General features: G+C 60.4%; 18 protein-coding genes. 16 read left to right on the forward strand and 2 right to left on the reverse strand.

Features of this window, described 5'->3' with window-relative positions; all coding sequences use genetic code 11:
• The first annotated feature begins 58 nt into the window (after nt 1-58).
• The 3 genes from MCRY_RS17380 to MCRY_RS17390 all read left to right on the forward strand — a co-directional run bounded on the left by MCRY_RS17380 (nt 59) and on the right by MCRY_RS17390 (nt 3,320).
• Nucleotides 59-1,501 (forward strand): PucC family protein, encoded by a 1,443-nt coding sequence (locus MCRY_RS17380; RefSeq protein ID WP_085632205.1) that lies wholly within the window; start codon nt 59-61, stop codon nt 1,499-1,501.
• Entirely contained in the window at nt 1,498-2,535 is a 1,038-nt protein-coding gene (locus MCRY_RS17385) for a PucR family transcriptional regulator (RefSeq protein WP_085632207.1), read from the forward strand. The genes MCRY_RS17380 and MCRY_RS17385 overlap by 4 nt, the downstream gene beginning before the upstream one ends.
• A 110-nt stretch (nt 2,536-2,645) precedes the next feature.
• Complete coding sequence (locus MCRY_RS17390; protein ID WP_085632209.1) at nt 2,646-3,320, forward strand: orotate phosphoribosyltransferase; 675 nt, start codon at nt 2,646-2,648, stop codon at nt 3,318-3,320.
• Here the strand turns inward: MCRY_RS17390 and MCRY_RS17395 are convergent.
• Nucleotides 3,283-4,002: a vWA domain-containing protein gene (locus tag MCRY_RS17395; RefSeq protein ID WP_238939667.1), complete on the reverse strand. Its 720-nt coding sequence runs from the start codon at nt 4,000-4,002 to the stop codon at nt 3,283-3,285. The genes MCRY_RS17390 and MCRY_RS17395 overlap by 38 nt on opposite strands.
• Nucleotides 4,003-4,269: 267 nt before the next feature.
• Here MCRY_RS17395 and MCRY_RS17400 point away from each other — a divergent pair, with 267 nt between their 5' ends.
• The 9 genes from MCRY_RS17400 (at nt 4,270) to MCRY_RS17440 (ending at nt 12,727) form a co-directional block, all read left to right on the forward strand.
• Nucleotides 4,270-5,760, forward strand: a complete 1,491-nt coding sequence (locus tag MCRY_RS17400; protein WP_085632211.1) for a replicative DNA helicase — start codon at nt 4,270-4,272, stop codon at nt 5,758-5,760.
• Between the two features lie 115 nt (nt 5,761-5,875).
• Complete coding sequence (gene alr / locus MCRY_RS17405) at nt 5,876-6,913, forward strand: alanine racemase (RefSeq protein WP_085632213.1); 1,038 nt, start codon at nt 5,876-5,878, stop codon at nt 6,911-6,913.
• 13 nt (nt 6,914-6,926) lie between these two features.
• Nucleotides 6,927-7,313, forward strand: coding sequence for a hypothetical protein (locus tag MCRY_RS17410; RefSeq protein ID WP_085632215.1), 387 nt, complete (start codon nt 6,927-6,929; stop codon nt 7,311-7,313).
• A gap of 3 nt (nt 7,314-7,316) precedes the next feature.
• Nucleotides 7,317-7,757, forward strand: a complete 441-nt coding sequence (locus tag MCRY_RS17415; protein ID WP_085632217.1) for a paraquat-inducible protein A — start codon at nt 7,317-7,319, stop codon at nt 7,755-7,757.
• A gap of 164 nt (nt 7,758-7,921) precedes the next feature.
• Entirely contained in the window at nt 7,922-8,755 is an 834-nt protein-coding gene (locus tag MCRY_RS17420; protein WP_238940425.1) for a DNA repair protein, read from the forward strand.
• A 57-nt stretch (nt 8,756-8,812) separates the two neighbouring features.
• A complete protein-coding gene (gene radA, locus MCRY_RS17425) occupies nt 8,813-10,180 on the forward strand; it encodes a DNA repair protein RadA (protein WP_085632221.1) in 1,368 nt (455 codons plus the stop codon).
• Nucleotides 10,181-10,213: 33 nt separating this feature from the next.
• A complete protein-coding gene (locus MCRY_RS17430; protein WP_085632223.1) occupies nt 10,214-10,786 on the forward strand; it encodes a CvpA family protein in 573 nt (190 codons plus the stop codon).
• 120 nt (nt 10,787-10,906) lie between these two features.
• Nucleotides 10,907-12,364, forward strand: coding sequence for an amidophosphoribosyltransferase (gene purF / locus MCRY_RS17435; protein WP_085632225.1), 1,458 nt, complete (start codon nt 10,907-10,909; stop codon nt 12,362-12,364).
• A 96-nt stretch (nt 12,365-12,460) separates the two neighbouring features.
• Nucleotides 12,461-12,727 carry an amidophosphoribosyltransferase gene (locus tag MCRY_RS17440; RefSeq protein WP_238939668.1) on the forward strand — a complete coding sequence of 89 codons (267 nt, stop codon included), beginning with the start codon at nt 12,461-12,463 and terminating at the stop codon, nt 12,725-12,727.
• Between the two features lie 133 nt (nt 12,728-12,860).
• Here the strand turns inward: MCRY_RS17440 and MCRY_RS17445 are convergent, their stop codons facing one another.
• On the reverse strand, nt 12,861-13,418 hold the full coding sequence (locus MCRY_RS17445) for a biotin transporter BioY (RefSeq protein WP_085632227.1): 558 nt from the start codon (nt 13,416-13,418) through the stop codon (nt 12,861-12,863).
• Between the two features lie 111 nt (nt 13,419-13,529).
• Here MCRY_RS17445 and MCRY_RS17450 point away from each other — a divergent pair, with 111 nt between their 5' ends.
• The 4 genes from MCRY_RS17450 to MCRY_RS17465 all read left to right on the forward strand — a co-directional run bounded on the left by MCRY_RS17450 (nt 13,530) and on the right by MCRY_RS17465 (nt 16,994).
• A complete protein-coding gene (locus MCRY_RS17450; RefSeq protein ID WP_085632229.1) occupies nt 13,530-14,186 on the forward strand; it encodes an SDR family oxidoreductase in 657 nt (218 codons plus the stop codon).
• A 129-nt stretch (nt 14,187-14,315) separates the two neighbouring features.
• A complete protein-coding gene (gene surE / locus MCRY_RS17455; protein ID WP_085632289.1) occupies nt 14,316-15,101 on the forward strand; it encodes a 5'/3'-nucleotidase SurE in 786 nt (261 codons plus the stop codon).
• Nucleotides 15,101-15,742, forward strand: a complete 642-nt coding sequence (locus MCRY_RS17460; RefSeq protein WP_085632231.1) for a protein-L-isoaspartate(D-aspartate) O-methyltransferase — start codon at nt 15,101-15,103, stop codon at nt 15,740-15,742. The genes surE and MCRY_RS17460 overlap by 1 nt, the downstream gene beginning before the upstream one ends.
• Nucleotides 15,743-15,800: 58 nt before the next feature.
• Nucleotides 15,801-16,994 carry a LysM peptidoglycan-binding domain-containing protein gene (locus MCRY_RS17465; RefSeq protein WP_085632291.1) on the forward strand — a complete coding sequence of 398 codons (1,194 nt, stop codon included), beginning with the start codon at nt 15,801-15,803 and terminating at the stop codon, nt 16,992-16,994.
• The last annotated feature ends 25 nt before the right edge of the window (nt 16,995-17,019 follow it).

Below are 17,019 nucleotides of genomic sequence, written 5' to 3' on the forward strand. Positions count from 1 at the left end.
GATTTCATCCCTGCGTTGCGTACACTGGGCGCCGGGGCTTTGAAAAAGGTGCTCCGGAATGTTCGACTACCGTCGCATCGTTCTGCACAGATTGGCGACCATCGGCCCCCGCTATCTGCCGTTTGCAGATGTGGCGTCGGACCGCGTACCGCTATCGCGCCTGCTGCGGCTGTCCCTGTTCCAGGTGACCGTCGGGATGGCGCTGGTTCTGTTGGTCGGAACGTTGAACCGCGTGATGATCGTTGAATTGTCAGTACCGGCAAGCCTTGTCGGCACGATGCTGGCCCTTCCCATCATTTTCGCCCCCTTCCGCGCCTTGATCGGTTTCAAATCCGACACCTACAAATCCGCGCTGGGTCTGCGCCGCCTGCCCTATATCTGGAAAGGCACGCTGTACCAGTTCGGTGGCTTTGCCATCATGCCCTTCGCCCTGCTGGTTCTGTCCGGCTATGGCGAGGCCTTCGATGCCCCGCGCTGGATCGGGTATAGTTCCGCCGGACTGTCCTTCCTCCTGGTCGGCGCGGGCGTGCACATGGTGCAGACCGTTGGCCTCGCCTTGGCGACGGACCTTGTCGACGAAGCCGATCAGCCCAAAGTGGTGGGGCTGATGTACGTGATGCTTTTGTTCGGCATGGTCCTTAGCGCAATCATCTATGGCACAATGCTTGAAAGCTATTCGCCCGGCCGTCTGATCCAAGTGATCCAAGGGACGGCGGTTGTGACCGTCGCTCTCAACTTTCTTGCCATGTGGAAGCAAGAGGCACGCGACCGCGTTCGTGCCCAAGCCATGGCCAGCGCACCAGACACGTCTTTCCGCGATGCTTGGGCGCAGCTCATGCAGAACGCCGGTATGCTGCGGCTTTTGATCGTGATCGCTCTTGGCACCTTCGGCTTTGGCATGGCGGATGTCTTGCTCGAACCCTATGGTGGTGAGGCTCTTGGCCTCTCGGTCGCCAGCACGACCAAGCTCACGGCCCTTCTGGCAGGTGGCACGCTGCTTGGCTTCGGAATCGCGTCACGCACGCTGAGCAACGGCGGAATGCCGTCCGTGACCTCAATGACCGGCGCTTTGATCGGGATTCCCGGCTTTGCTGCAATCATCTTTTCAGCCTACGGCGGAGGCACCGCAGCCTTTCTCGCCGGGACACTCATGATTGGCATCGGCGCGGGCCTGTTCGGCCATTCCACCCTGACCGCCACCATGCGCGCCGCCCCCAAGGACAAAGTTGGCCTTGCGCTGGGCGCGTGGGGCAGCGTGCAGGCGACTGCGGCAGGTATCGGCATGGCCTTGGCGGGTTGGGTCCGAGATCTGATTGTTGCCCTGCCCGCTGACGGCAATGGTCTTTCGGTCGAAACACCCTACAACGTAGTATTCTCGATGGAGATGGCGTTCCTTGTGATGGCCGTTCTCATTCTTTACCCGCTCGCGGGCCGGGGTGGCTTTTCGGAAGCCACACGCACTGCAGCACCAAAGCAATCCAACCCGGTGGAGGCTCCATGACGACGATTATCACACGGTACTTCGATAGCACGGATCAGGCACAGTCCGCAAAACGCGAACTGGTCTATGCGTACAAGGTGTCCCCCGACATCATTCGGATCTTTGATGATCCCAAAGGCGTTGCCGACCGGTTGCAGAAAGCAGATGTGCTGCCAGACACCGCCAAAGCCTATGCGTCGCGTATGACATCAGGCGGTGCCGTTCTTATGGTGCGCGGCAAATACAAACCACTGGGTGTGGCCAAGATCACCCGCAACGTCGCCGCTGACTATGGCGCGGTCGATATGGGCGACCTCGATCAGGACGTCTTTGTCAAAGACCAGCACGGGCGTGGGCTGAGCGTTCTGAGCGATCACCCCTACATGTTGAGCCGCCGCAAAGACCCGTCAGACACCAATTACCACATGGCAGACTGGCCGATCCCGCTTATCAGCCGCCGCAAACCTTATGATGACATGGCGATTGAGCGTCATGGTCGGATGGCGAACTGGCCGATCGGCCTGATCAGCAATCGCAAACCTTACACCGGGTCGATCTTTCCGCGTCACGCGCGTATGGCATCGTTCCCGATTGGCCTGATCAGCCGCCGCAAACCGTTCACCGGTTCCATCTTCCCGCGCCATGCGCGGATGGCGAACTTCCCGATCCCGCTGATCAGCCGTCGCAAGCCATGGGATCGCTTCGCCTTCCCGCGCCATATGCGGATGGCCAACTGGCCCTTCCCACATCTGATCAACGGCAAACAGGGCACGAACGCGCTGATGCCGGGTGGACCGCGGATGGCGAACTTCCCAATTCCGCTACTCAGCGACCGGGAACCCTATGACAAGTCGATCTTCTCGCGGCATGCGCGGATGGCAAACTTCCCCATCGGCCTGATCAGCCGCCGCAAACCCTACACTGGATCGGTAATTCCCAAACATGCGCATATGGCGAACATGATCCTGCCGCTTGTTGTGCGTCGGGAAGAGACCAAAGGTCAGGGCTGGACCTTCTCAAGGATGCTGGGGCTTCCGACCATCACTCGCCGTTAAGGCGCGTCACCGAAGACATCACAAGGGCGGGCAATCATGACAGGCGCCTGCCCTTTTCCTCTGCGGCAAAACCCGCTAGAGCGGCGCAAACCGTTCCGAGGAAACGCGCCATGATCCCGTCATCCTATCCGTCGTCCGAAGAAATCGCCCGCCTGACAGCGCGGATGCTTTTGGAAATCGGTGCGGTGAACTTCCGACCTGAAGATCCATTCATTCTGGCCTCCGGCTTGCCCTCGGCCACCTATATCGACTGCCGCAAGCTGATCTCGTTCCCGCGCATCCGGTCGACGCTCATGGACTTCCTCACCATCACGGTGATGCGTAACGCTGGTTTTGAGGCTTTCGACAACATTGCAGGCGGTGAAACAGCAGGCATTCCCTTTGCCGCACTGGTGGCCGAACGCATGGCGCTGCCCATGACCTATGTCCGCAAAAAGCCCAAGGGATACGGTCGCAACGCCCGCATCGAAGGTGCCATGACCGAAGGCCAACGCGTACTGCTCGTTGAAGACCTGACCACCGATGGTGGATCGAAACTCAGCTTTGTGGACGCGATCCGCGAAACCGGTGCCACCTGCGGCCATACGGCGGTGATCTTTTACTACGACATCTTCCCGGAAACGACCAAGACACTGGGAGACCATGGTGTCGAGCTGCACCACCTTTGCACATGGTGGGACGTGCTGGCAGAAGCCCGCGCTCAAGGTGCATTTGATGACAAGACCCTGACCGAGGTCGAAGCTTTCCTCAAAGCACCCCGCGCATGGCAGGACGCCCGGAAGTAACCTCGCTTAGAACCTGACAGCCCAGCGTTTGGCGCAACGCCCCGATGAGGTCGTCCAGCGTTTCGGCATTGACATACATGCCCCCTGTCCTGTCGGCGAGGCAGCGCGCGACCGGCTCGATAAAGCTGTCCTGTGGCTGGTCGGGCCAAGCAAAGTGCTCCCCTCGCACTCGAAAGCCGATCACATGGACCGTCATGTCCGCCCCAGCGGCCAGATCGGCAGCCAACTGGCACGGTGATCCACCACAGGTTTCCTTGCCATCCGTCACCAGCACGATTTCGCCGGGTTTGTTTTCGTAATCCAGAACCTGTGCCGCCGCTGCAATGGCCTCGGTCAGGGGCGTTTCGCCCGCAGGGTGCAACCGGTCGATTTCCGAGATGATCCGATCCGCCGCGTCGGGTTCCGGCGGGAACCGCACCACGACGCTTGAACAGCTTTCGCGCCGCCCGAACCCATAGGTCACCAACCCCAAGCGCCGCGCCGGGGCCACCTGCGGCATCACCGTGCGGACCGCCCGACGGGCGTCGAAGATGCGGGGCTCGTCCAACAGGTTGAAACCCATCTCGGCCATCGAGCCCGAGCCGTCGAACACCACCATAGCGTCGCGTGTGCAGGTCTCTTGTGCATGAGCCGGGACAAGTCCTGCGCCCAACACAACCAAAGCGGTTAGAATCGGTTTCATGTTCGCAGCACCTTTCTGTAGCGTCCCATCAAGGCTCGCACGCGCAAAGCCCGTCTGTAAACGTTGTGTAACGCCATGCACCAGAAACTTGCTGCGTGTTTCCTTGGTCACAGCGAGTCGGCAATACCACCAGATGTTGACGCACTAGGTGCGTATCGCGCAAGATAGGGCACACCCAGCCCGCACACAGCTTTTCCACAGGATATACATTTTGCCCTTCACCGGACATATCGCTACCTCGGTCCCGGGTGCATATGGGGGAACGACATGAACGAAATCACAACTTTCAATCCGACCGGCGCCGAGATCCAGAACCCAGAAACGATGCCGCACTCGGTCGAGGCCGAACAGCAATTGCTTGGTGCGATCCTGACCAACAACGATGTGTTCGATCGCATTGCTTCGATCATCGGACCCCAGCATTTCTTTGACCCGGTCCACGCGCGCATCTTCGAGATCGCCTCTGCGCGGATTGCCAAGAACAACCTTGCGTCGCCGGTGACGCTCAAGGCCTTCATGGAAGATGACGAAGGCCTGAAGGAACTTGGCGGCCCCACTTATCTTGCGCGCCTCGCAGGAGCGGCGATCAGCTCGTTCGCCGTGCGCGACTATGCGCAAATGATCTACGATCTCGCGGTACGCCGGGACCTGATCTCTCTGGGTCGCGATATCAGTGCCCGAGCCGCCAAGGTCGATATCACGTCGGGACCGCGTGAACAGATCGTCGAGGCCGAACAAGCGCTTTACAAAATGGCCGAACAAGGGCGCAGCGAAAGCGGGTTTCAAAGTTTTCTAAAGGCCGTCACCGACGCAGTTAACGTGGCCAATGCGGCCTACCAGCGCGAAGGCGGGTTGGCCGGCGTGTCCACCGGACTGGTCGACATGGACCGCAAACTGGGTGGCTTGCACCGATCCGACCTTCTGATCCTTGCCGGACGCCCGTCGATGGGCAAAACCTCATTGGCCACCAACATCGCCTTCAACATCGCCAAGGCATATCGCAAAGGTACCCGACCCGATGGCACCGAAGGCACGGTCGAAGGTGGCGTTGTGGGGTTTTATTCTCTTGAAATGAGCGCCGAGCAGTTGGCCGCGCGTATTCTGTCAGAAGCGGCCGAAGTGCCCTCAGAGCAGATCCGCCGCGGCGACATGACAGAAACCGAATTCCGTCGCTTTGTAGACGCCGCGAAATCGCTTGAAGCCTGCCCGCTGTTCATCGACGATACACCCGCGTTGCCGATCAGCCAGTTGGCCGCCCGCGCCCGCCGTCTTAAGCGGACGCATGGGCTTGACGTGCTGATCATCGACTACCTTCAGCTGGTCAAAGGCACCGGCAAGGGCGACAACCGTGTGAACGAGATCTCCGAGATCTCACAGGGGCTCAAGGCCATCGCCAAGGAGCTCGACATCCCTGTGATAGCGCTGTCGCAGCTTTCGCGACAGGTGGAAAGCCGCGAAGACAAACGCCCGCAATTGTCCGACCTTCGGGAATCGGGCTCCATCGAGCAGGACGCCGACGTTGTCATGTTCGTGTTCCGCGAAGAATACTACAAGGAACGCGAGAAACCCGGCGAGCACGATCTGGAAAAGATGGCCGCCTGGCAAGACGAGATGGAGCGCCTGCATGGTCGCGCCGAAGTAATCATCGGCAAGCAGCGTCACGGCCCCATCGGCACAGTCGAACTCAGCTTCGAAGGCCGCTTCACCCGCTTTGGAAACCTCATCAAGCCGTGGCAACAGGGCGCGGAAGACGTCTGACGCGGAGCCTTGGCCGAACTGCGGGCGTTACCAATTCCGCCTCAGTTGACCGGCAAACGCCGCCATCGGATTTTTCACGCTTGACCCACCGCTGAGACACGCACAAACACCGCGCATGGCACAGTCTGTTCTAACGATTGATTTGGGTGCGATTTGCGCCAACTGGCGAGCATTGGCCGCGATGAACGCGGGCGAGACCGCCGCGGTGGTCAAGGCAAACGCTTATGGGCTTGGCGCGGCGCAAGTGGCGGCAGCGCTGGCAGATGCCGGGGCACGCACATTCTTTGTCGCGCAGGCCGAAGAAGGCGTCACCGTTCGAGAGGCGCTTGGCCCAGGCCCGACGATCTGCGTCTTCGGCGGACATATGCAAGGCGATGCGGCCCTGTTGCGTGATGCCAACCTTGTCCCGATGATCAATTCCATCGACCAAATGCTGCGCCATGTCGAGACGCTGCCAGGTCACCCGTTCGGCATCCAATTGGACAGCGGCATGAATCGTCTGGGGATGGAACCTGCCGAGTGGTCCGCTCTGCGCGACATCGCGCTTAGCCAGAAACCCGTGCTTGTGATGAGCCATCTGGCCTGCGCCGACGAGCCCAGCCACGGCATGAACGAATTTCAGCTTCAGACCTTCCGTCAGATGACCGACGGCATCGACGCACCACGCAGCTTGGCGGCGACAGGCGGTACGATCCTTGGTCCTGACTATCATTTCGACATGACCCGCCCCGGCATCGGTCTTTATGGCGGCCTGCCCTTTGTCGATGCGCACCCAGTTGTGTCGCTGTCGATCCCGGTGATCCAGGTGCGAGACGTGAACCCGGGCGAATCCGTTGGCTACGGCAACAGCTGGGTCGCGCGCGTGCCGGGTAAAATCGCCACGATTTCCGCGGGCTATGCAGATGGCATCATCCGCGCAATGGGACCGAAGGCGCATGTTTGGGCGGCTGAGACCCGCTGCAAGATCGTTGGGCGCATTTCGATGGACCTGATCGGTGTCGACGTCGGCCCAGCCAAGGAAATTCCGGAAACGGTCGAACTCTTGGGACGGCACCAATCTGTCGACACCTTGGCCGAGGCGGCAGGCACCATCGGCTACGAGATCCTCACCTCTTTGGGATCGCGTTACGCCCGCAAGTATATCGCCGCATGACGGCGCTCTGGGTATGAGCTTTTTCGAACCCTCTCCCGTTCTGCTGGCTTTCATCTTCGTCCAGCGCTTCGTCTTCTTCGAAGTGCTCGGGCTTCTGGCTGTCCTGCGCATGATCGCAGGGCGCGGCATGGCGCGGGTGCCGGCAGCGATTGCTCTGATCATCAGCAGCGCCGCGATCTTTGCCAGTTTTGCTCCAGCCCTGAATCTACAATCCCTGCCCCTTTATGCGGATATCGCCCGTGTTCAGGCGTCTGGGGGTGGGATGATCTTGCCGCTCGTTGCCTCGGCAATCTTTGCGCTCAGCTTGGTGCTTCCGCAGCGACGGTGGCGGTGGATCGACGTGCTGCACATTGTCGGCGTTCTGGCCTTTCTTGGCCTCTGGCTTGCGACCCGCGTCTGAGCGATGACAACGCTTAAGTGGATCAACCTTATGCTGCTGGTGCTTTACCCGGTGGCATGGGTGGCACCGCTGATGCGCGCAGGTCTGCTGCCCTTGTTCGGCCTCAGCGAAATCAGCGTTCTGACCGGTCTGCAGGCGCTTTGGGGAACCGATATAGTTCTGGCCCTGATCGTCACGGGCTTTGCGCTGGTCGCCCCATATCTGAAGACCGTTGGTCTGGCACTCGTTCAATTCCACCTGCTCAGCCGAAGCGTTCTACCCGCATTGGCGTTGATGGGTAAGCTGGCGATGGCCGATGTGTTCCTGATTGCCCTTTATATCACCATCGTCAAAGGCATCGGGATCGGCCGGATCGAAACAGCTTGGGGGCTGTACCTGTTCACCGCCTGCATTCTTGCGTCATTGCTGATCAGCATCGCAGAAACACGTCGCAGTGCAGATTGATCGCGTGTCGGAAACAATCCAGTAGATTGATGCCAATTGTTCACATCTGCGGGGCCAGTCGGAAAAATCGTTAAAAAACAGTATGTCCAGAACAGGGTTCGGCATAAAGTCGCCGATGTTGCCGATGTTTAGATGGTTACTGGGGGTCTTCGATGATTGGTGCGATGCGGTCGCTCGTTGTCTCAACGGGTTGGATGATGCAGCGTTTGATGTTTATGGCAGTGGCCCTGCTTGGACTTGGGGCATTGGGGTACACACTGGCCTGCAGCTTTGGCTATGCGCCTTGGTTGGAAATGACCGCTACATTTGGGGGTGTCGACTACCCTCAGACCGGACAGGTTGTGCAAATCGGTCTTTCTGCGCTTTTGCTTGGACTGTGCGTTTTCCTGCCCGCGAACGCGCGTATCATGGCGCTTGAAACCTCGCATCGCCGGTTTCACATCGGCATGGAGGACGTCACCCGCGCCTATCGTGTGTCCCATGCCGCTGACCGCCAAGGCGTGTTCAAGTTGAAATCGGAATTCGATTCGGTCCGCGAGCGTATGGCCTACCTGCGCGACCATCCTGATCTGGCGGAACTGGAACCTTCGGTTCTTGAGATTGCAAGCCAGATGAGCCACATCTCCCGTGATCTTGCGACCACCTATTCCGACAGCAGCATCAACCGCGCCCGCGATTTCCTGATCCAGCGGCAGCAAGAAATCGAAGACTTCAACACAAGGCTCGACGCGGCCAAGGCCACTGCAGCCGAAATGCGGGTCTGGATCGATAAGGTCGAACTGGAGGAAGACGTCGCAAAGGCGCAACTGGATCGCCTGCAGTCAGAACTTTCCGACATCCTGCCCGAACTCTTCAGCGCGGATGCGACCCCAACGGTGCCTGCCCGCAGGGTCGCAAACCTGCCAAACATCTCGGACCAATGGGACGAACCGCCTGACTTCCCCGACAATGACGACAACCGGATCGTGGCCCTGCTCGCGCGGCGCGCTGCCGAATAACCAACGCGGTGCAGCCGCCGCTTGCAGGCCCGCACGGCTTGGGTCACAAGCGTCGTCATGGCGAAATCGAGCGCAACCTTTGTCTGCCAATCCTGTGGAAGCACGACCACCAAATGGTCGGGCCGATGTGATGCGTGCGGCGAATGGAATTCTATCGTCGAAGAAGTGCCTCTGGCCGCCGGTCCCGCATCCAAAACGCTGGGCGCATCCAAAGGCCGGTCCCTCCCTTTAAGCGATCTGTCCGGCCATGAGGCCCCCCCGCCCCGCACAATTTCAAAGCTGGATGAGCTGGACCGCGTTCTGGGCGGCGGACTTGTACCTGCGTCCGCGCTTCTGGTGGGTGGCGATCCCGGCATTGGCAAATCGACCCTCCTGTTGCAAGCGGCTGCGGCCTTTGCCAACGCAGGCCTCAAGGTCATCTATATCTCGGGCGAAGAGGCCAGCGCACAGGTGCGAATGCGCGCCGCTCGTCTTGGCCTGCGAGAAGCGCCAGTCAAACTGGCGACCGAAACCAACCTGCGCGACATCCTGACGACACTTGAAAACGAAAAGCCGGATCTGGCCATCATCGACTCGATCCAGACCATGTGGGCGGACAATGTCGCCTCTGCCCCAGGCAGCGTGTCGCAGGTGCGCGCCTCGGCGCACGAACTGACCAGCTTTGCCAAGCGGCGTGGCACCTCTGTGATCCTTGTCGGCCATGTCACAAAAGACGGTCAGATTGCAGGTCCCCGCGTGGTCGAACACATGGTTGATACCGTGCTCTATTTCGAAGGCGAACGCGGCCACCAGTTCCGCATCCTGCGCGCGGTCAAGAACCGCTTCGGTCCGGCGGACGAAATCGGAGTGTTCGAAATGACCGGCAGTGGATTGGCCGAGGTCGCGAATCCCTCGGCTCTGTTTCTCAGCGAACGCGGTGATCCATCCCCCGGATCTGCCGTTTTTGCCGGGATCGAAGGCACACGTCCGGTTTTGGTGGAATTTCAGGCGCTTGTGGCCCCCACGCCACACAGCCAACCGCGGCGGTCAGTCGTCGGTTGGGATGGTGGACGCCTCGCGATGATCCTTGCCGTGTTGGAGGCCCGCTGCGGCATCCCGTTTGCAGGATTGGACGTTTACCTTAATGTTGCAGGCGGCATGAAGGTCAGCGAACCCGCAGCTGACCTTGCCGTCGCGGCAGCTTTGCTCTCGGCCCGCGAGGACATTGCCCTGCCCGCCGAAACGGTGGTTTTCGGAGAAATCAGCCTGTCCGGAGCGCTCCGCCCCGTGGGCCAAACTGAAAATCGGTTGAAAGAAGCACAAAAACTTGGTTTTACCGCCGCGATAGTGCCAAAGGGTGGAAAATCGGTGCCCCGCGATGGGATCGCGGCAACCGAGATTGATGCTTTGGCAAGCTTTGTTGGTGATGTGTTCGGCGCAGGGTAGCGCCATCCGTAGAAAAAGAAGGGCAAGGGACCGATGGAAGGGTTCACCATTATTGACGGCGTGGTTGCCGTCGTCATCGTTCTGTCTGCGCTTCTGGCTTATTCGCGTGGTATCGTCCGCGAAGCCATGGCCATTCTCGGCTGGATCGCTGCTGCCGTTTTGGGCTTCATGTTCGGACCGCAGGTGCGGCCGCTGATGACCGAAATTCCGGTGATCGGCGAATTCATGACCGGAAGCTGCGAACTCAGTGTGATCGGTGGGTTCGCTGCCGTGTTCACCGTGGCGCTTGTCATAATGTCGTTCTTCACCCCGCTCTTTTCCACAATCGTGCAACGCTCGGCCTTGGGCGGCGTCGATCAGGCGCTTGGGTTCCTGTTCGGTGTAGCGCGTGGCATCCTGCTCGTGGCAGTGGCGTTCTTTGTCTATCAGGTCGTTGTGACCTCGCAGGACATCACGATGATCGACGACAGCCGGTCCGCAGTGGTGTTCAGCCGCTTCACCGGCCAAATCGAAGATCAGAACCCAGAACAGGCCTTGGGCTGGATCACAGCACAATACGAAGCGCTGGTCGGCGTCTGCGATGCACCTTCTGACAGCGACACCTGAGAAACATCAGTCAACCTGTCGCGGAACCATGATAGTTTCGTGACACTGGCGTTCATGGCGCTTAAGAGGGGGCATCCTCTGCTGCCACGGATTCGGAGTACCGATTTGTCCGACACCCAGATGCCTCCCGCCCATCCCTTTGACGACGACAAGCTGAAAGAAGAATGCGGTATCTTCGGCGTGGTCGGTGTTACCGATGCGGCGAACTTTGTCGCCCTAGGTCTGCACGCGTTGCAACATCGCGGACAAGAGGCTGGCGGTATCGTCAGCCACCATCCAGACCACGGCTTCAACAGCGCCCGTCGCTTTGGCTATGTGCGTGACAACTTCACCAGCCAAAAGCTGATGGAGACCCTCCCCGGCGAACTGGCCATCGGCCATGTGCGCTATTCCACCGCCGGGTCCAAGGGGCAGACACAGATCCGCGATGTGCAGCCCTTCTTTGGTGAATTCTCCATGGGCGGCGCGGCAATCGCCCACAACGGCAACATCACCAATGCCATCGCCCTGCGCAAAGAACTGATCGAACGCGGTTCGATCTTCCAGAGTTCCAGCGACAGCGAATGCATCATCCACCTGATGGCCCGCTCGCTCCAGCGCAATATCCCTGAACGGATGGAAGACGCGCTGCGCCGTGTCGAAGGCGCCTTCTCGGTCGTGGCGATGACCCGGACCAAGTTGATCGGCGTTCGCGACCCATTGGGTGTGCGCCCGCTTGTGCTGGGCAAGATCGGCGATGGCTGGGCGCTGAGTTCCGAAACCTGTGCACTCGACATCATCGGTGCGGAATATGTACGCGAGATAGACCCCGGCGAAATGGTCGTCATCACCGCCGAACACGGCGTCGAATCGATCCGCCCCTTCCGTCCACAGAAATCGCGCTTCTGCATCTTCGAGCATGTCTATTTCTCGCGCCCCGACAGCATCATCGGCGACCGCTCGGTCTATGAGACCCGCCGCCAGATCGGTGTGGAACTGGCCCGTGAAACACCCGTGGACGCCGATCTGGTCTGCCCGGTGCCTGACAGCGGCACCCCTGCTGCCATCGGCTATGCCCATGAGAGCGGTATTCCCTACGGGATGGGGATCATTCGCAACCAGTATATGGGGCGTACCTTCATTGAGCCGACAGAGCAGATCCGCAACATGGGTGTGCGCCTCAAGCTCAACGTCAACCGCGCCCTCATCAAGGGCAAGCGCGTTGTGCTGGTCGATGACAGCGTGGTGCGCGGCACCACCAGCCGCAAGATCAAGGAAATGATCCTTGATGCCGGTGCCGCCGAGGTGCATTTCCGCATTGCATCGCCCCCGACAGCATGGCCGTGCTTTTACGGTGTCGACACACCACAGCGCGAAAAGCTGCTTGCGGCAACCATGTCCGAAGACGAAATGCGCGATCACTTGGGCGTCGACAGCCTGAAGTTCATTTCGCTCGACGGGCTCTACCGCGCGGTGGGCGAAGCGTCTGGCCGTGACCCCAAATCGCCGCAATATTGCGACGCGTGTTTTTCGGGCGAGTACCCCGTGAAACCGTCCGACATGATGGAAAAAGGGTTTCAGATGAAGGCAGCCGAGTAACGCTCGGCAGCCTTCCGCGCAGGCACGAACTGCCCTCTGTTCTTCGCCCGCAAACCTGCCCATGTGGCGGGTGAGCGAAACAACAGACCGTGACCCATGGCACAAGAGACCACCCCACCACTCGTTGCCCAAGAGGCGACACAGACCACCAACGATCTCGGTGGCACGCTAACCCTGCTTGGTACATTCGGATCCCAAACCGATTTGCAAGCGCTGCTGAAACTGCGTGGCGGCACGACCGCCACAGTGTCACGCGGTGACTCGGTGAACGGCCAGACTGTTGTCGCCATCGAAGATGGCCGCGTCGCACTCGCGCGCAACGGGACGGCACACTGGCTTGAAATGCCTGCACCGACCTCCTGATCTTCGTCGTTTCATAATTACCTCCGGAGAATCGCGCCTGCGCGACGGGGGCAGCGCTCCCAAATTCCTTCTCACAAAGAAAAACCCCCGCCGATTGCTCGACGGGGGTCAATTTTTACCGGTTGGTAAAATCTTAGGCTTTGCGACCCGAAAGCGCTTTCCACGCGCCGGTTACAACCAGCGCAGCAATCACTGCCTTGATCGCGTCACCCAGCAGGAACGGTGCCATCCAGCCAGCCCAAAGCTCGGGCATTGTCTTGCCCAGCATCGCTGCAGGCCACGCAAGACCCGGAAGGTAGATCAGCGCCGAAAGTGCAATGCCTACAAGCGCAGTCGAGACCACGCCGCGCGCGATGCCCTTTTCAACTGCCAGACCCGCCAGCCACGCCATCGCGACAAAACCGTAAAGGAAGCCTGCGGTCGGACCGACCAACGACGCCACCGAGCCGCCATTGGCAAACACCGGCAATCCCATCGCGCCATAGCCAAGGTAGGCAATCATTGTCACCAGTGCGAGGCGCGAGCCGAAGGTCAGGCCAACGATCAGGATTGCCAGCGTCTGCAAGGTGATCGGCACCGGCCAGCCGATGCTCACCTGCGCGGCAACCGCGATGAACGCAGCGCCTCCGAGCGCGAGCAGCGCCTGGCGGAAAAGAGTTGTCTTGCCCAAGGCAGCTTGCGTCAATGTCATGGCGAGTGTCCCTCATTTGTCTGTTTCTTGCCCTGTTAATTCTGCAAATGCAGCATCAAGTCAAGCACTGCCCTCTTGCGGGCGGGGCGGCAAAAAGGCATGTGACGGGACATGACGGACACATCACGCCCCCTTGCGCTGGTCACCGGCGCCTCACGCGGTCTTGGCTTTGCATTGGCAGAGGCGCTGGCCGACACCCATCACATCATCGCCGTCGCGCGCACCGTGGGCGGGCTCGAAGAGCTGGATGACCGCATCCAATCGAAAGGCGGCAGTGCAACACTGGCACCGATGGACATCACCAAGGCGGACGCGATGGCACAGCTTTGCCGATCGGTGCATGACCGCTGGGGTCAGATCGAACTTTGGGTTCACACGGCAATTCATGCCGGCCCGCTGTCTCCGGTCGATCATCTCGACCAGAAAGATTGGAAAAAGTCGGTGTCGATCAATCTAGATGCGATGTCCCATCTGGTTCCTTATATCGCGCCACTGCTCAAACGCGACGGCAGTGCGGTGTTCTTCGACGACAGCCATGGCGGAGAAAAATTCTTTGGCCATTACGGCACAACCAAAGATGCACAGATCAGCCTTGCCAAGTCGTGGCAGGCAGAAACCGCGTCTATCGGACCAAAGGTAAAGATTCTGACGCCGCAGCCGATGGTCACCCATCTGCGGGCACGTTTCTTTCCCGGCGAAGACCGCAGCGCGCTGGCTTTGCCGAAGGATGAAGCTGCGCGATTGCTGCCGGAAATTCTCGCCGGGTGATCCGGGAGCCGGATGCGTCGCCGCATCCGCGATTTTGCGTCAACGCGAAGCCCGCGCCCCGACCAAAACGGCGGATGCTTGCCGCAGGACGGGGCTTGGCCTATGCAGGACAAAAGCAAGGCAGAGCAGATGCGCATACTTATTACCAACGACGACGGGATCAATGCACCGGGGCTGAAAGTACTCGGCGAAATCGCCCATGAACTGGCTGGCCCATCGGGAGAGGTCTGGACAGTCGCCCCAGCCTTTGAACAATCCGGCGTTGGGCACTGCATCAGCTACACCCACCCGATGATGGTCAGCGAAATGGGCGACCGGCGCTTTGCCGCCGAAGGCAGCCCGGCGGATTGCGTCTTGGCCGGCCTGCATGACGTGATGGTCGATTGCCCTCCCGACCTTGTGCTGTCCGGCGTCAATCGGGGCAACAACTCGGCCGAGAACGCGCTCTATTCCGGCACTCTGGGTGGCGCGATGGAAGCGGCGCTGCAGGGTATCCCGGCGATTGCGCTGTCACAATATTACGGCCCAGACAACGCGCAAATCGATGACCCGTTCGAGGCCGCCCGCATTCATGGCGCCGAGGTGGTCCGGCGGATTCTTGCCCACGACCCTGAAGACCAGACCGGCTACCGCCTGTTCTACAACGTGAACTTCCCGCCCGTGCCTGCAGCGGACGTGAAAGGCACGCGGATCACGCCGCAAGGCATTCGCGAGGGCACGCGCTTTTCTGTGGAGCCGCACAATTCGCCGTCGGGCCGCCGCTTTCTCTGGATCAAGGGCGGCGACCAACGTGCCCCTACAGCGCCGGGCAGCGATGCGTCCGAAAACCTTGCGGGCTTTATCAGCGTTACTCCAATGCGTGCTGACCTCACCGCGTCCGATCAGCTGGACGCGATGCAGGACGCCTTTCTTTGATGGAAGACGCGGAACTCAAGATGCAGTTCCTTTATGCGCTCCGGTCGCGCGGTGTGACCAATGCCGCTGTGTTGACGGCGATGGAGCAAATCGACCGCGCGCCCTTCATTCGTGGCTATTTCGCTGAACGTGCTTACGAAGACATGCCCTTGCCCATTGCCTGCGGTCAGACCATCAGCCAGCCGTCAGTGGTGGGATTGATGACACAAGCGCTCGAGATCAGCCCGCGCGATACGGTGCTCGAAGTCGGCACAGGATCAGGCTACCAAGCTGCGATCCTGAGCCAGTTGGCGCGCCGGGTCTATACCGTGGACCGCCATCCCCGGCTTGTCCGCGAGGCGCGCGAAGTGTTCGACCAGTTGGGCCTGACAAACGTCACTGCTTTTACAGCGGATGGCAGTTTCGGCCTGCCTGACCAAGCGCCATTCGATCGTATCCTTGTGACCGCCGCCGCTGAAGACCCGCCGGGGCCGCTTTTGGCACAACTTAAAGTCGGCGGCATCATGGTGCTGCCTGTGGGGCAATCGGATGCCGTGCAGCACCTGATCCGGGTCAGGCGCACGCCGGACGGGCTGGATTACGATGAATTGAGGCCTGTTCGCTTTGTGCCCTTGGTCGAAGGGGTAGCCCGCGACGGGTAATCAAGGCATAGTGGCGCATGACGACCGGGGCACAACCGGCGCATTTGAGGATATCGATATGGCTGTACGCAAAGTTTCCCTTCGTTCCGGTTTTCGAGTTAGCACCAGTCTCTCGGTCTTGGCGCTCTTGGCGGCCTGCTCCGAACCGCTTGATCTTGATATGCGCGGATTGATGAACAGCGGTTTCAACACTGCCGATGCCGCCCGTGCCGCAACGGCGCCTCGGCCCGCACCCGACGATCGCGGCGTGATCTCCTATCCCAATTATCAGGTCGCGGTGGCTCAGCGCGGCGACACGCTCGCGCGGCTTGCCGCTCGAGTCGGTCTGCCCGCCGATGAACTGGCACGCTATAATGGCATCCAGACCGGCGATCCGCTGCGCGCCGGGGAAATCATCGCGCTGCCCCGCCGCGTCGCAGAACCCTCGCCCGAGACCGGCGCGATCAGCACAGGACCGATCCGCCCCAGCTCGGAGATCGACATCACGACACTGGCCAGCGATGCCATCGACCGCTCTGAACCCACACCGGCGGCGACACGTCCCGCACCACAGACTGGCACCGAGCCGATCCGTCACCAGGTCAAGCGTGGGGAAACAGCGTTCACCATTGCCCGTCTTTATAATGTTTCGGTGCGGTCGATCGCGGAATGGAACGGGCTCGACAGCAGTTTTTCTTTGCGCGAAGGCCAATACTTGCTGATCCCAGTGGTCACCGCAGCCGCCCCGATAGACGAAGACACTCCGCCACCACCAGGCACCGGGTCCCGTACCCCAGAGCCTCCGTCAGCGTCACAACCTTTGCCTGACGCACCCACCGCCGCGGCTGCCGCTGCAACAGCCACGGCCGCCGCAGCCGCGCCCGCCGCAAATGTCGGCGCACAAACCGCCGCCAGCGCGTCGACTGCTGCCATGGCCTTTCCGGTACAAGGCAGCATCATCCGCGAATATTCCAAGGGCCGGAACGATGGCATCGACATCGGCGCTGCCGTGGGCACGACGGTCAAAGCTGCCGCCAGCGGTCAGGTCGCGGCGATCACGCGCAACACGGACGGGATCAACATACTCGTGATCCGCCATCCGGACAACCTACTGACCGTGTACACGCATGTGGACGGGATTACTGTCGCCAAAGGAGACGCGGTCAGTCGCGGACAAGCGATCGCAAAGGTTGCCGATTTCGAACCGTCTCGGGTTCACTTCGAGGTGCGTAAGGGGTTCGACAGCGTAGATCCAATGGACTACCTGCGCTGACGGAGCAGAATTCTCGTACGAAAAT

It is taken from the genome of Marivita cryptomonadis (genome assembly GCF_002115725.1).
Lineage (GTDB): Bacteria > Pseudomonadota > Alphaproteobacteria > Rhodobacterales > Rhodobacteraceae > Marivita > Marivita cryptomonadis.

Excerpts from the sequence above, each read along its gene's own strand:
- radA (WP_085632221.1), top strand. The coding sequence starts at position 8,813 with ATGGCGAAATCGAGCGCAACCTTTGTCTGCCAATCCTGTGGAAGCACG.
- MCRY_RS17430 (WP_085632223.1), top strand. The coding sequence starts at position 10,214 with ATGGAAGGGTTCACCATTATTGACGGCGTGGTTGCCGTCGTCATCGTT.
- MCRY_RS17440 (WP_238939668.1), top strand. The coding sequence starts at position 12,461 with ATGGCACAAGAGACCACCCCACCACTCGTTGCCCAAGAGGCGACACAG.
- MCRY_RS17420 (WP_238940425.1), top strand. The coding sequence starts at position 7,922 with ATGCGGTCGCTCGTTGTCTCAACGGGTTGGATGATGCAGCGTTTGATG.
- MCRY_RS17415 (WP_085632217.1), top strand. The coding sequence starts at position 7,317 with ATGACAACGCTTAAGTGGATCAACCTTATGCTGCTGGTGCTTTACCCG.
- MCRY_RS17395 (WP_238939667.1), bottom strand. The coding sequence starts at position 4,002 with ATGAAACCGATTCTAACCGCTTTGGTTGTGTTGGGCGCAGGACTTGTC.
- MCRY_RS17400 (WP_085632211.1), top strand. The coding sequence starts at position 4,270 with ATGAACGAAATCACAACTTTCAATCCGACCGGCGCCGAGATCCAGAAC.
- surE (WP_085632289.1), top strand. The coding sequence starts at position 14,316 with ATGCGCATACTTATTACCAACGACGACGGGATCAATGCACCGGGGCTG.
- MCRY_RS17460 (WP_085632231.1), top strand. The coding sequence starts at position 15,101 with ATGGAAGACGCGGAACTCAAGATGCAGTTCCTTTATGCGCTCCGGTCG.
- alr (WP_085632213.1), top strand. The coding sequence starts at position 5,876 with ATGGCACAGTCTGTTCTAACGATTGATTTGGGTGCGATTTGCGCCAAC.
- MCRY_RS17390 (WP_085632209.1), top strand. The coding sequence starts at position 2,646 with ATGATCCCGTCATCCTATCCGTCGTCCGAAGAAATCGCCCGCCTGACA.
- MCRY_RS17450 (WP_085632229.1), top strand. The coding sequence starts at position 13,530 with ATGACGGACACATCACGCCCCCTTGCGCTGGTCACCGGCGCCTCACGC.
- MCRY_RS17410 (WP_085632215.1), top strand. The coding sequence starts at position 6,927 with ATGAGCTTTTTCGAACCCTCTCCCGTTCTGCTGGCTTTCATCTTCGTC.
- MCRY_RS17385 (WP_085632207.1), top strand. The coding sequence starts at position 1,498 with ATGACGACGATTATCACACGGTACTTCGATAGCACGGATCAGGCACAG.
- MCRY_RS17445 (WP_085632227.1), bottom strand. The coding sequence starts at position 13,418 with ATGACATTGACGCAAGCTGCCTTGGGCAAGACAACTCTTTTCCGCCAG.
- MCRY_RS17465 (WP_085632291.1), top strand. The coding sequence starts at position 15,801 with ATGGCTGTACGCAAAGTTTCCCTTCGTTCCGGTTTTCGAGTTAGCACC.
- purF (WP_085632225.1), top strand. The coding sequence starts at position 10,907 with ATGCCTCCCGCCCATCCCTTTGACGACGACAAGCTGAAAGAAGAATGC.
- MCRY_RS17380 (WP_085632205.1), top strand. The coding sequence starts at position 59 with ATGTTCGACTACCGTCGCATCGTTCTGCACAGATTGGCGACCATCGGC.